Origin of the sequence: Stomatohabitans albus, assembly GCF_036336025.1 — a bacterium.
Classification (GTDB): Bacteria; Actinomycetota; Nitriliruptoria; order Euzebyales; family Euzebyaceae; genus Stomatohabitans; species Stomatohabitans albus.
Genome location: NZ_JAYKKE010000005.1, coordinates 20,501 through 32,347 on the forward strand (window position 1 = coordinate 20,501; position 11,847 = coordinate 32,347).

The following is an 11,847-nucleotide window of genomic DNA, read 5'->3' on the forward strand; positions in this document are numbered from 1 at the left end:
GGTTCGCCTTCCTTCTCTTGTAGGTCTGTTGTGTATGGTGCTGTTATTGAGTGCCTGTGACACACCGTGGTTCAAATTGGAATGGGCACCTGTTGACCTCTCTAACCCCAGGGCCCATACCCCAAGTCAAGTATTGGCCGCAGACGGCAGTGTCATTGGTGTACTCCAAATAAACCGCCATGAACCAGTAACCCGTGAACAAATCCCCGATTTAATGGTTGCCGCATTAACGAGCGCTGAAGACCGCAGGTTTTTTGAACATAACGGCATTGATGTGCGTGGTATTGCACGCGCTGTTGTGGCCAATCAACAAGAGGGTCGGGTTGTGCAAGGCGGAAGCACAATAACGCAACAATTAATAAAAAACCAGTACTTAGATGCAACAGATAAGACACTCTCTCGCAAAGCGAGAGAAGCTAATATGGCATTAAAGTTGGAAGAAATTAAATCTAAAGATGAGATACTAACTGATTACTGTAATACTGTTTATTTAGGGTCTGGTTCATACGGTATGCAGGCTGGTGCATCAACGTATTTTAATACAAAATTGAGTGATCTAACGCTGGAACAGATTGCACTACTCGTTGGGATTCTTCGGCGTCCTGAAGGCGCCAATCCCTATACCAACCCTGACGGTGCTCGGGAGGAACGCCATCGGGTATTAGTCGCGATGAAAGACGTTGGGCACATTGACGAACCAACCTTCACCCAAGCAGATACCGCACCTCTGACCATTTCACCGCCCCCAACAAGTTCACCTTATCGTTATCCCCGCATAATTGAATCAGTACGACGGCAGATCGTTGATAGCGGGATACTTGGATGGGGCGAAGAAGACACGATGAACCGCCTCTTTTCAAACGGCTATACGATCACCACCACCATTAACCCCCAAATGCAAGATGTAGCTGATCGGGTTGCCAACAAGCACCTATCGGGGGCTCAACCAGAAACAGCGATCGTGTTGATGGACCCTACGAACGCCCACGTACGGGCACTCGTTGGAGGCCGAGACCCCGAACATCATCAATTCAATTTGGCGACACAGGGCAAACGCCAACCAGGGTCCGTGTTTAAGGTTTTTGCCCTAGCTGCGGCCTTGGAAAACGGGCTATCACTGGACCGCACATTTGATGCTGGACCGGGGGAAGCAACGCTGCCAGGGGGCGAACAGTGGGCGTTTACGTCCGCGCAACCACCTGGGGAGATGACGATTGCGGACGGGCTAGTCGTATCGTCCAACGGGGTCTATGCCCGCCTTGGTCTTGAACTGGGCGGTAGCCGAGTGGCCGAGATGGCAAGCCGATTGGGAGTTGAGACACCCCAATCAACCAACCCCGCCAACGTACTCGGTGGCATCGACCCCGGTGTGACACCTTTTGAAATGGCAGGTGCTTTCGCCACTCTCGCAAACCATGGCATAAGACATGAACCGGTCCTCATTACATCGGTCAGTGATGCCTATGGCAATGAATTATTGCCGCCACCAGCCCCTGAACAGGCTGCCCTTACCCCCGAAATTGCTGATGAAGTCACGCATGTGATGCAACGGGTCATCAGTGAAGGAACGGGGAAACGCGCTCATATCAACCGGCCTGCAGCTGGTAAAACAGGAACGGTCAACAACAACACGGATGCTTGGTTTGTGGGCTATACCCCCAATCTTGTCGGTGCCGTTTGGGTGGGCTATCCCGATGCAGTTCGTCCCATGCACCTGCCAGGCTATGGCGCCATCCAAGGTGGAAATCTGCCCGCCGTTATCTGGGGACAGGTCATGTCTGGAGCACTTTCGGGTACTCCGGTTGTGCCCTTTTCCAACAATGCCTTGCCAACACCAGCACCGGAAATCCCCACCCCCATAGATGCACCTTCCTCTCCAGTTGAACCGATACCGGCCACGCATGAACCCCAATCCCTTGGACCGAGTGAGGTACTCCCAGCACCGGCCTACCCACGCCCACCAAGCCAATCTCCATATCGGCCTGACCCTGTATTAGCTCCACGCCTCCCCCAAGCGCCACCACCTCCACGACCAATGCCAGCTCAACCTGCCCCTGGTCAACCACCATCGGTCGTTGAGCCATCCCGCAATCCAGCGCCGACTCAATCAAGTACACCAGGGCTAGTAGATCCGCCTGGAGCGTTGCAATCAGAACAACAAGATGTAGCTGGGCATTCCCCAGAGCTATCTCCACCGGCCATACCGGGCAACTAGGGACTTTGGGAACAATAAATAAACGTTCAGTTAAACTGTAAACACAGTGTGTAATTAAAATCTTTCAAATAAAAACAACCCATTCTAGCCTGAATCTTCAATTCATCTTCACAAATACCATATTCATTAGTATTTAAGCTCAAAGAAGCTAGCAGGAACTCTTGCAATACTAAAACGAAAAACGTTCAACTTGCTTTTCACATAAAAAAGCCATTAAGTACTGTCATCGGAGAATATGGCCTTTACAATGTTGGACAACGACCTTGTATTGGAGGCCTTCCCCGTGATCTGGCGGAATCGCAGTGCGTGTCTTGACGCTGACCCAGACTTATTCTTCCCTGTCGGCTCAACGGGACCCGCAGAGGAGCAGATTCGTCGAGCAAAAGAGATCTGTGCGAGTTGCCCTGTCCGAATTAACTGTTTGGATTGGGCGCTTGAAACGCGCCAAGATGTAGGTATCTGGGGTGGGACAACCGAAGATGAACGGCGTGAGATTCGTCGAGGCCGTAAACGTATTGCCATCTAGGGGATCGGCACCGCTACCCTACCTATAGACCGAAGCCACGCCTATGCGTGGTTTTTTGGACTTGGAAACTGGCCACCTATCGACGATGGTTCGCCAATGGCTGCAAGTGGCATATCTACAGTGAAAATAGCCCCCGGCTGTCCTGGCGTATAGTGCAGTGATCCACCTAGTTCAGTGACCGCCAGCGATTCACAGATTTGTAAACCGAGATTGGCATGGGTACTTAGCGGTTCACTATTGGAAAGCCCAACACCTGTATCGCTTACCTGCATGACAAGTCGATCCTGGTAGCGATCAAAGGAAACCCGAACCTCACCGGCTTGACCGTTGGGAAAGGCATGTTCAATACCATTTTGAATAAGCTCACTCAGAATGAGTGCCAATGGTGTGGCTTGCTGCGCATTCAATAGGCCTGGCTCACCAGTCGTGTATAAACGGATCTCTTGATGTTTGCCAACTAATCCCTGACCAAGCATTGTCACAATGTGGTTTGCGATGTCATCAAATTGGACCGTATCACCACTTGTTCCAGACAAGAACTCATGGACATAGGCAATAGAACTAATCCGTCGAACCGACTCGACTAACGCATCTTTGACTTCTTCAGATTGTGTTCGCCGTATCTGGAGACGTAAGAGGCTCGCCACTGTTTGCAAATTATTCTTTACACGATGGTGAATCTCGCTGATGGTCACATCACGAACATGCAATTCAGCTTGGTGGCGGCGCATTTCAGTGACATCTCGGATAAGCACCATGGCACCAGTAATCTCCGTTGCTTGGAGGAAGGGCACAATACGGCGCAAAATCATTCGACCGTTTTGGCTAATCTCACCACGAACGGGTAACCGTGATTCAACAGCCTGCTTCACCGTGTGGTATCCCGGATCTATCGCTGAAAAGGGCCGGTCGATAAGTGGTGTACTCGGCGCTAAACGCCGGTAGGCACTCACCGCATTTGGACTTGCGTAGATCACCTGGCCGGTACTGTCGAGCAAGATAACGCCGTCTCCCACTCGGGGATTCGTTACATGAGCACTTGGCAAGTCACCTTCAGCAAACGGGAATGTGCCTTCAGCAATCATGTCTTCGAGGGCTCGGACAGCCATCGCGTAGGCATCTTCTAACAGTGATGGGTGTATTTGAACGCGAGCAAAACGTTCCATCAAGATGATGGCAATAATCTGTCCTTGGAAACGAACCGGAATGACACGGCGCAACACAACAGATTGGTCACGAGCAAATGGAGCTAAATCCGCCGGAGTGACCGGGGCAGGGTACGGTTCCTCACGAAATAACCCAATTTGATCATGCACATGCACGGTTTGGGCGGTGTGCGGCCGATTCTGGGCAATACAGGTCCACCCAACCTGACCGTCTTGGATAGCCGGTACCAATAACAATAAATCCGCGAAGGCAAGGTCACTGAGGACCTGCCATTCGCGGGTAAGTCGGGTGAGGTGATCTTGTGCCTCACCCGATGTGGTGCTGACAGTCTGGCGTTCAGCCACTAGCGGCGGAACTCATTATTCAGATCGGAAAGTAACTTATCGGTCAACATATTCCTGTCACCCAGTGCAACTGCACTACGCACGACATGCCCCGATGCCCACCGATTCAAAGCTTGACTCGCCTCTTCAGAACCACTCAACAATAGCGGACTATTGGTGCGTGCTGATAACGGAGCCGCAGCCAATGCCCAGACCCATGCGTCACCGTCAAACCCGTTGGCTAAGACCACCGAACGAACCTGGCTACCCCAGAGGTTTGCAACTGCCGTTGCGGTTTCTGTCCGGTCCTTGCCAGAGTGTCGAACTGGGAAGGCATTTTTAGGAAGGTCACGTGACACAGCACCCGACAAGGCGCTGGTACCACCCAACAGATGGACCTTGCGAATATTCGCACTTTTCACGAAGCTCGCAATTTGTGGGCTAAGTTTCGTGGAGCTATTCAATACGACAGGAATGCCGTGTGCAGCACCCCAAGCCCCGCCTGACAACGCGTCAGCCCATGGGGAACGGTTGTCTGGGCCTTCACGTGCAATCATGATTTCATCTTGACCGCTGCGAGCCAAGACTTCCTTTGCAATGGCAACACTGGTCTCGATACGCCCAGAACCGCGTAACCGTTTCACACGACCGAAGGCACCAAGCTGATCCACGACATGATCGCTGACTGCTTGCGTACCACCAAGTACATAAATCGTGGCGCCAGAGGCTAAGACTCGTTTTAACTCAGAATTGGTTTCTGGTGAAAGATTGGCCGTATTCGTCAGTAATAGCGGACCGTTTTTACCCGCAAGTGGTCCACCTGCCATAGCGTCGGCAAAGCTATCCTCTCGAGCGATAACGGCGACCTTGGCTTCCTTGGCCTTAAAGGTGTACTGGCTGATTTCAACTGCAGCCGCAGGCCGAGAGGCACTCGTGCTCACTCGGTTGAATACACCCAAATTAATTGGACCACCCGGTGAAGGTTTTGCCGAGGGAGACGGTTTGGTAGAGGGCTGGTTATTTGGCTTATTTCCGTCATCGCTACCGCCACCATTATTGGCAAAGGGTGGACGGGGGCTCACCGGTTTGATGCCACCCATCCCCTGTGCCGCAGTCTTAGCACGAGATGCCACACGACTCATCAGTGGATAGAACGCGTCACCAGGACAATCCGTATACCCCACATCACGGTGGCCAATGACATGGTTCAACGTTACTTGTTTGCCCGCAGGGTAGCGGTTTGACCCACCGGAAGTAACTGAGCTTCGCCCAGCAGGATCAAAGCCATGCAGTTTTGACTTCCACCCGATGATCTGGGCAACCGCATTTTGGGTAGCCGCGGGAGGCGCTGAGCTGTTGAAGGTACCAAGTGTTGAAATACCAACGGTGCCTGTATTGAATCCCTGAGCGTGGGCACCAATCACCCCACGCCCAACCCCACCGGCACGGCCTTCATAGATTGTGCCGTATTTATCAACGAGGAAGTTGTACCCAATATCAGACCAGCCGCGCGTGCCGGCGTGATATTGCAAGATACCACGCACAATGCCAGCGCTTTGAGCACGGGTGTATGAGTTCGATCCCGACGTATGGTGCACAACGGCACGTGTCACCTTAGAGGCGTAGGAGGGTGCGGCACGAACCATACTCTCGTCCGCCTTCCATTCTTGTCGGGTAACAATTTTGGGGGCACCCGGGACTGCAAGCACGGCATCATTGTCTCGACGAACGGGCGTTGGATCATAGGCAAGTGCCTTGCTTGCCTTAGCGATCAGCCGTTCTCCGAGGCTTGCGTTATTGCGCTCGGTATCGAGCAACTGAAGTTTCACATCTTCGAGTTGGGCCCCGTCTACACGAATCTGGATCGCAGTGCCCGGCTCCACCCATATTGGGTCAGCAATATCGCGCGCCCCCGGCTGCTCGCTACTTGTTGGCTCTGGGAACTTGTCTGGCTCGAGTTCAATCTCATACCACGGACTAAGTACGTACTGCTCATCACCCCAAACCTCGACAGCATCTGTCTCTTCTGCTTTGTTCGTCGCTAAGGGAGCTGCACGACGCACTTCGAGGGTGGCCCCTTGGGGGAATGTTGCGGCGACCATAGAGAATTCATTTGGCGCTTTAATCAGGTCTGATTCAATACCTTTTCCTGAGGCGTGTTTCCCACCAGATAGCGATGGTTGTTCTCCTTGTGCACCGTCAGCCTTGTGAAGTGACGATGTCTCTAACGCTTCAGCAACATTCAGCGTATAGGTAGCAGGGGTAAGTACTTCTTCTTCTGCCTCCGCAGGAATGACACCAGAAAACGACAAGGTTGCCGCAGTAAGCGTGGCACAGGTCAGCGTGAGGAATGTTGGTCGGATCATTTGGTATCCAAGTGTTTGGCGAGGCCTTTGAGGTTGCCTACTTCTCGAATCCGAGAAAAGGCACGCGCTTCAATTTTTTTCATTTCATTAATGGTTAACCCAAGATGGCTGGCAGTTTCGCCAGGTTTCTTGGGTTCTCCATCGACTAGACCCATACGACACTCAAGGACCTTACGCTCAATTTCTGGTAAGCGAGCGAGAACAGCACGGAGCCGCTTATTAAGCTGAGCCTGTTCGGCTGAGACGGGGGAACGTCGCTGATGTCGAGTCATAGACCCAGAAATACTACCGTCCGTGATGGGAAGGTGTACACGACCCGATGGCCCTTGTCCAACCGTCCATGAATAGGGGTAGACAGCGCATCAGGGAGCGCATTCTACAACAAAGCGACAACGCAATCATCAACCAATCATTCAAAAACGTCGACGAGGCAATATTTGTAGCCCGATTATGCGCAGTTGACCGTCTCGTGTTGTGACAGATCCTGTCAACGCTGGTGGGTCCTCAGCGCAAAGTGCAAGAAACTCTGCTTTGCACTGTTGGATTTTTACGTAAGTCTTAATGGGTGTAATCGCAGCATGAAGGATACATTCACGAGCCAATGTCGGTGAGGTAACGCGATAAAGCGCTTCAATGGACAATAGGCCCCGACGAATCGCGGTGACCATCTCAAAGCACTGGTTCACCCACCGCTCAAGATACAGATGATCAACAGTAATCGGTGCACAGGCATGATGATCACACATTATTCAAGCCCAATGACATGCCGAGACCCAGGGGAACCACCCAGCCACAGTGTGGTTTCGACTGTTTGACTTCCCTGAGGTGGAATACCTGAAAACGAAACGATCAAAACATCTGGAATATCAGGATGCATACCACTTGCCGAGATGTTGACGTGGGTCCACCCTGCTTTGGTTAGCACATCAATGGCCTCAGGAGCATCGATGGTGCCTTCTGGGTGAGGGGCAATCGATGACAACGGAGACTGGTCACTGGAAATGAGCCATGGATTTGCTAACACGACACCGTCTTCACGCACGGGTACTGCCCAGCGGCCCTGAACACCTTGAGCTGCCCACGACCGCACTTGGACGATGCGTCCAATATCGGCAAATGGCAAGCTTTGTATTGCCTTTACTCTGATCGCAGCAGCATCAGGTGAACCTTCGAGACGTTGGGCAATAGCCTGGTAGACGCTTTCTTCAGCACTCGCATGGGTCACCCATTGGCTTCCAGCACTAAGTACGAGTTGAGCCAATTGTTCAGATGGTCTCGGTGAGGCATTATGCGGATCATCATCTTGAGATTGCGTGGATCCTTCACCATCGGCAACGGTGCCAGGTATTGCTCCTGACTCAGCATCTAATTGGCCGTCCTTGTCGGGACCATGTGATGGTGTGTCGATTTGTTCCCGTGTCTGCGACGGTGATGCTGTGGAAATAGGAGCGGTGGGTACATCTGTTTGTTCACCTTGGTGCGTTGGTGTTGGTTGTCCGAACCACGTGGAAACACCCAACGCCAAAACAGCCATCACTCCAAGGCTAAGGGCGCCTAAGACAAGGGGGTGAATGCGTCGTGATGGTGCGACTGATTCTTGGGGCATAGCCAATGGTTCATCAGGGTCAAGGTCTTCCAACCATGCCTTAATATGATCCTCATTATCCATAAATATCTCCCATATCGTGCTATCACTTGCTATCACTTCTATTTATAGCATGAGCACACAAACCAACACACGGAAATATCGCAATACAAATGCCCTCCCGTTCAGACGGGAGGGCATTTGAGGAACGTATATGAGAAAAGAATGAATAATCAACGCACAATGCGGAACGAAGGGTAGGCGTCAATCACACCCAAGCATGCCTAGGTTGCCGCGCTGGGGAGCTACAACTCAGACCTACTGCAATCTTCCACCTTCTGACCATATATACGGATAGTTACCTATCAGCCTTTAGTATTACTTATTGTGATTTTTAGCGCAGGGCGACCGGCTGCCGATCGGTGAAGCCAACCGAACGACCTACAAGACTGGTTCCTATTGGCATGGATTAATGAAAGCCCCTTCTTTCGTATCTGATACTGTAAGGGACGCTTTAACAATCATTGGAGGAAAATATGTCCACTAGTCCTGTCAGTCAGTCTGGTGTCTACACCGGGTTGCTGGATGAATTACCCGTTGCGAAAGATGCAACAACATCCCGCACCGTTGTTAAAAACGACGTACTCAGCCAGGTTCTATTTAGTTTCGACGCCGGCCAGGCATTAACAGAACATGCGTCACCCAAAGCCGTTATCGTTCAGATTTTAAACGGGAAAATGAATTTCACGGTTGGAGGGAAAACAACCTTGCTCCAAACCGGGGATGTCATTTATCTGGCTCCAAACGATCCTCACGCGCTTGAGGCTGTCGAACCTTGCCATATGGCATTGACGATGGTGAATGTGAACACGAACGATTAAACCGATCAGTCGGTGAAGGGAAATTGCGATGAGTGAAGCAGAAAAAGGTACCCGTTCCGGCCCCGAGGAAAAGCGCCTCCAAGGACACTGGTTGTTAGCCAAAATGGGGAAACGGGTTCTTCGCCCAGGTGGTATTGAATTAACCCGTCGCTTGATTGAACATGCAAAGCCAAGCCCGCAAGATCGAGTCGTTGAGTTCGGGCCTGGTGTAGGTCGAACTGCAGAAATCATCTTGGAGACCATGCCAAAGAGCTATCGCGGGATTGATCCGAATAAGGAGGGAACCCCTCAGCTCCGGCGAGTGCTTGCTGATTACCCGCAAGCCGAATTAGTTGCAGCCGATGCGAAAGCAACTGGTCTTCCAGACGAGTCAGCAGACCTTGTTGTCGGTGAAGCCATGCTCACGATGCATAGCGAAGAGGAAAAACTCGCCATCATGGGTGAAGCATTCCGTATTTTGGCTCCAGGTGGCCGCTACGCCATTCATGAGCTCGGTTTCTGTCCGGATGATGTTCCGAGTGAAGTAGAAGAGGACGTTGCTCGGGCGCTTTCGCGTACGATCAAGGTGGGTGCACGCCCATTGACAAGTAAAAACTGGCAGCGGCTGCTCATCGAAACCGGCTTTGAAGTTGAGTACACCGACGCCAACCCAATGGCTCTGTTAGAACCGGGGCGATTGATTGAAGATGAGGGGTTGGGTGGGTTTTTACGATTCGTGTTCAATGTGATGAGAAATCCCAGTGCCCGTGAACGCATCCTAGCTATGCGCAGCGTATTTCGAGCCCACCAAGAGAACATCAATGCTGTTGCATTTGTAGCACGTAAACCGGCTTGATGGGTTCAGTCTGATCAGGCGTTCGCTCAGCACCGACCAGACATAATGAACAGCCCCACGGTCTCATCCCGTGGGGCTGTTTGTACGTATAGCAATCCCTAGTGTTCTTCTTCGACGTGTGTTTGGACAATGTCTTGAAGCTGTGTTTCAACAACGTCACGGACATGTGTTTTAAGTTCACGGCGCAAGATGGCCCGTTGGACGCGCTTATCACGCCGATATTCCTCATGGAATACCTTCAGGGTCGCAAAACACGAGCCAACCAAAATCAAACTGAATGGTGCTGCCGCCAAAATAGACATCGTTTGCAGCGTCGCGAGACCACCAGTGATATCACCCTTGAGTGAACCACCCCACAGCAACACTGCTGCAATGGTGCCACTGGCGGTAGCCCACAAGAGACGGATCTTCAAATCAGGAAGTGGGTCGCCACCTGAGGACAACATGCCAACCACAAACGACGCTGAGTCCGAACTCGTCACAAAGAATACGACGAGGAGTAAGAGGAATAAACCGCTCAGAATACGGCCTCCTGCAATCGGCTCAAGCATCTGGAATAGTGCGGCAGAGGTTGAGACCGTGCCATCAGCACTAATAAGGGTGCTCACCCCATAGATCTGCTGATATAGCGCCGTTCCACCCAGGATGGAGAACCATAAGAAGGTAACAAGGGTAGGTACGGCCAAGACACCAATAACGAATTCACGAACTGTACGGCCGCGTGAAATACGGGCAATAAAAATCCCCACGAATGGTGACCAACTCATCCACCATCCCCAGTAGTTCGTTGTCCAAGCCGCCATCCATGCGCTTCCTTCATCACCACGAAATGGCATTGTCCGAAAGCTTAGGTGGATGAAGTTCTGGATGTATTCACCAATGCTTTGTACGAATTCACGAAGCACAAACCCTGGTTGGCCCAAGAGCAACACAAGAATGGCAAGAACCGCAGCCAGAACCATATTGCCATTTGATAGCCACTTGATGCCTACATCAAGCCCACTCGCCACCGAGATACCAGCGGCTAAAGAGATCACGACGACCAGTGTGACGAGAAACCAGGTGGATTGCTCAATTAACCCCAAATACTCCAACCCTGCGCTGAGCTGGGTGGCACCTAACCCTAAGGAGGTCGCAACTCCAAACATCGTGCCCACGATGGCCACAATGTCAATCACATCGCCAACACGACCGTTAATACGCTCGCCCAATAGTGGTTCGAGCACCCAACGAATCGAGACACTCCGACCAAGGCGATGAATGGCGTAGGCCATCGCAAGACCAATGACGGCATAAATGCCCCAAGCGGAAAAGCCCCAGTGCAAGAATGTGGTGTTCATTGCCTCTTGAGCCCGCTCATGGATGGTCAATTCACCGAGGCCTGGGGGTGGGCTAGCAAGGTGATTCAGCGGTTCTGCAACACCCCAAAACACCAATCCGATACCCATACCGGCCGCGAATAGCATGGCGAACCAAGAATGAAGGCTGTATTCAGGTTCGTCGTCATCATCACCAAGGGTGATATTGCCATAGGCGCTGAATACGACGATGGCACAAACAACAATAAACCCGACCACGATCAGGGCGTAATACCATCCGATAGATTGCACAACTGTCGAATTGGCCGTCGAAAGGATCGACCCCAGCCACTCAGGTGCAATGAGTGCAACGGCCACGAATGCAGTGATGATGGCTGCAGCGGGTAACGCGATACGTCGCACGGCTTGGGCGGTCTGGTACTGGGTGGCAGAATCAGGATCTGACATTCACATCACATTTCATAGTCATATAGAGAATAGAGACGCTGGCGTAAAAACCAACATTGAACAATCTAGTGTGTTTTAGTAACTACATTGGAAAACCCCCTGACCGTGTGGTGAGGGGGTTTTGTGGTGTCCGCGGTGTCCTACGTTCCCACGCCCTTGCGGGTGCAGTATTATCGGCGCTGG

The 11,847-nt window shown here is 51.9% G+C and carries 10 protein-coding genes; 4 read left to right on the forward strand and 6 right to left on the reverse strand.

Annotated elements, in window-relative coordinates; genetic code table 11:
- Positions 1–34 precede the first annotated feature (34 nt).
- Positions 35–2,215: a transglycosylase domain-containing protein gene (locus VCU37_RS09225; RefSeq protein ID WP_336250362.1), complete on the forward strand. Its 2,181-nt coding sequence runs from the start codon at positions 35–37 to the stop codon at positions 2,213–2,215.
- Between the two features lie 283 nt (positions 2,216–2,498).
- Positions 2,499–2,741, forward strand: coding sequence for a WhiB family transcriptional regulator (locus tag VCU37_RS09230; protein WP_336250371.1), 243 nt, complete (start codon positions 2,499–2,501; stop codon positions 2,739–2,741).
- Positions 2,742–2,782: 41 nt separating this feature from the next.
- Here the strand turns inward: VCU37_RS09230 and VCU37_RS09235 are convergent, their stop codons facing one another.
- From VCU37_RS09235 to VCU37_RS09255, 5 genes are all read right to left on the reverse strand, one after another.
- Positions 2,783–4,252 carry a sensor histidine kinase gene (locus VCU37_RS09235; RefSeq protein ID WP_336250363.1) on the reverse strand — a complete coding sequence of 490 codons (1,470 nt, stop codon included), beginning with the start codon at positions 4,250–4,252 and terminating at the stop codon, positions 2,783–2,785.
- A complete protein-coding gene (locus tag VCU37_RS09240; protein ID WP_336250364.1) occupies positions 4,252–6,597 on the reverse strand; it encodes a cell wall-binding repeat-containing protein in 2,346 nt (781 codons plus the stop codon). The genes VCU37_RS09235 and VCU37_RS09240 overlap by 1 nt, the downstream gene beginning before the upstream one ends.
- Positions 6,594–6,869, reverse strand: coding sequence for a sigma factor-like helix-turn-helix DNA-binding protein (locus VCU37_RS09245; protein WP_336250365.1), 276 nt, complete (start codon positions 6,867–6,869; stop codon positions 6,594–6,596). The genes VCU37_RS09240 and VCU37_RS09245 overlap by 4 nt, the downstream gene beginning before the upstream one ends.
- 141 nt (positions 6,870–7,010) lie before the next feature.
- Positions 7,011–7,343 carry a hypothetical protein gene (locus tag VCU37_RS09250; RefSeq protein WP_336250366.1) on the reverse strand — a complete coding sequence of 111 codons (333 nt, stop codon included), beginning with the start codon at positions 7,341–7,343 and terminating at the stop codon, positions 7,011–7,013.
- Positions 7,343–8,266: a hypothetical protein gene (locus VCU37_RS09255; protein WP_336250367.1), complete on the reverse strand. Its 924-nt coding sequence runs from the start codon at positions 8,264–8,266 to the stop codon at positions 7,343–7,345. The genes VCU37_RS09250 and VCU37_RS09255 overlap by 1 nt, the downstream gene beginning before the upstream one ends.
- Positions 8,267–8,718: 452 nt before the next feature.
- Between VCU37_RS09255 and VCU37_RS09260 the strand changes: the two genes are divergently transcribed.
- Positions 8,719–9,063 carry a cupin domain-containing protein gene (locus VCU37_RS09260; RefSeq protein WP_336250368.1) on the forward strand — a complete coding sequence of 115 codons (345 nt, stop codon included), beginning with the start codon at positions 8,719–8,721 and terminating at the stop codon, positions 9,061–9,063.
- 28 nt (positions 9,064–9,091) lie between these two features.
- On the forward strand, positions 9,092–9,898 hold the full coding sequence (locus VCU37_RS09265) for a class I SAM-dependent methyltransferase (protein WP_336250369.1): 807 nt from the start codon (positions 9,092–9,094) through the stop codon (positions 9,896–9,898).
- Positions 9,899–9,996: 98 nt separating this feature from the next.
- Here the strand turns inward: VCU37_RS09265 and VCU37_RS09270 are convergent, their stop codons facing one another.
- Entirely contained in the window at positions 9,997–11,664 is a 1,668-nt protein-coding gene (locus VCU37_RS09270) for a BCCT family transporter (RefSeq protein ID WP_336250370.1), read from the reverse strand.
- Between the last annotated feature and the right edge of the window lie 183 nt (positions 11,665–11,847).

What these genes read in the sequence shown, in the direction of transcription:
- VCU37_RS09225 (WP_336250362.1), top strand. Translation starts at nt 35, where the DNA reads ATGGTGCTGTTATTGAGTGCCTGTGACACACCGTGGTTCAAATTGGAA.
- VCU37_RS09240 (WP_336250364.1), bottom strand. Translation starts at nt 6,597, where the DNA reads ATGATCCGACCAACATTCCTCACGCTGACCTGTGCCACGCTTACTGCG.
- VCU37_RS09245 (WP_336250365.1), bottom strand. Translation starts at nt 6,869, where the DNA reads ATGACTCGACATCAGCGACGTTCCCCCGTCTCAGCCGAACAGGCTCAG.
- VCU37_RS09250 (WP_336250366.1), bottom strand. Translation starts at nt 7,343, where the DNA reads ATGTGTGATCATCATGCCTGTGCACCGATTACTGTTGATCATCTGTAT.
- VCU37_RS09255 (WP_336250367.1), bottom strand. Translation starts at nt 8,266, where the DNA reads ATGGATAATGAGGATCATATTAAGGCATGGTTGGAAGACCTTGACCCT.
- VCU37_RS09260 (WP_336250368.1), top strand. Translation starts at nt 8,719, where the DNA reads ATGTCCACTAGTCCTGTCAGTCAGTCTGGTGTCTACACCGGGTTGCTG.
- VCU37_RS09265 (WP_336250369.1), top strand. Translation starts at nt 9,092, where the DNA reads ATGAGTGAAGCAGAAAAAGGTACCCGTTCCGGCCCCGAGGAAAAGCGC.
- VCU37_RS09270 (WP_336250370.1), bottom strand. Translation starts at nt 11,664, where the DNA reads ATGTCAGATCCTGATTCTGCCACCCAGTACCAGACCGCCCAAGCCGTG.